Genomic DNA, 1,386 nt, shown 5'->3' on the forward strand with positions numbered 1-1,386 from the left:
GGCGGTTGCAGCCGAAGCCGTCGAACCTGCGCCGGCCGACGCGCCGGCGGCAGAACCGGCCGTGATCGCGCCCGCGCCGGCTGCGGCCGAAACGGTGGATTCGACGGCCGAGGCCGCAACGGCCGTCGTCGCGACGGCGCAAGCCGAAACGCCGGTTGAAGTCGAAGTCGCCGCCATCACCCCGGCCCCGTCCGACAAATCGACGCTGCACGTGTCGCGTCCGACGCAGAACGAACTCACGCTGACCATCAATGGCGAATCGATCACGCTGCATCCGGAGCAACTGGGCCAGCTGATCGAGGAACTCGCGCATGCGCGTGCGTCGATGCAGCCTGAGCCGCCGTCCGGCATCCCGTCCGGCTGGCGCTTCGTGACGACGAAGAACCCGATGATGGCCGTGCAGAAGCAGTCGAACGGCGACCGCCTGCTGGTGGCCCGTCACACGGGCTACGGCTGGGTGCCGTTCACGTTCTCGCCGGACGTCGTGGTCCAGATGTACATGATGCTGACCCAGCGCTAAGCACCGGCAGTCCGTACCGCCGAAAACGAAACAGCCCGACCGGTTTCCACCGATCGGGCTGTTTGCTTTGCGGCTGCCGGGAGGCACGCCTCCCGGGCCATACTCAGCGATCCACCGGCGCCTGCACGCGCGCCTTCCACTGGCCGCCCTTGCCGCGCCAGTAGCGCCACGCGGACGCGAACGTCGCACCCACGTAGAACAGCGCGACGAGCGGCAGCGCCGGCGCCCACAGCGGCGAGCGGCGGTAGTAGCGCAGCATCGGCGCATACGCGGCGCACATCGACGCCCACGCGAGCCACGCCGGCCATGCGCGCGCGCCATACGCGAGCGCCGCGGCGGGCGGCACGAGATAGATGATCGTCATCCCGAGCAGCGTGCCGGCCAGCAGCAGCGGCGAATAGTGCAGCTGCGTGAACGCGGTGCGCGCGATCATGTTCCAGATGTCGCGCCAGCTGTCGTACGGGCGCAGCGACACGCTGCGGTCGGCCAGGTCGAGCCGGATCGGATGGCGGCCTTCGCCGCGATGCTTGATCTGCGCGGCGAGGCTGCAGTCGTCGATCAGCGCGCCGCGGATCGACTCGATGCCGCCCGCTTCCTCGAGCGCCGTGCGCTTGACGAGCATGCAGCCGCCCGCGGCGCCGGCCGTCCGGTTGCGCGGGTTGTTGATCCACGAGAACGGGTAGAGCTTCGCGAAGAAGAACACGAACGCCGGGATCAGCGCCTTTTCCCAGAACGAATCGCAGCGCAGCCGCACCATCAGCGACACGAGATCGCGGTTCTCGGCCTGCGCGCGCGTGACCAGCTGCGCGACGGCGTCGGGCGGATGCCGACATCAGCAGGAAGTCGGCCGGCAGGCCGAGCGTCTG

The 1,386-nt window shown here is 69.5% G+C and carries 2 pseudogenes; one reads left to right on the top strand and one right to left on the bottom strand.

What is annotated here, in order from left to right:
* Window positions 1-520 (top strand): annotated as a pseudogene (locus tag G3N99_RS40105) (phage tail protein); the annotation flags it as partial.
* A gap of 103 nt (window positions 521-623) precedes the next feature.
* Here the strand turns inward: G3N99_RS40105 and G3N99_RS40110 are convergent.
* Window positions 624-1,386, bottom strand: a pseudogene (locus G3N99_RS40110) (glycosyltransferase); the annotation flags it as partial.

The organism is Burkholderia sp. Ac-20392 (assembly GCF_017104585.1).
GTDB lineage: Bacteria > Pseudomonadota > Gammaproteobacteria > Burkholderiales > Burkholderiaceae > Burkholderia > Burkholderia lata.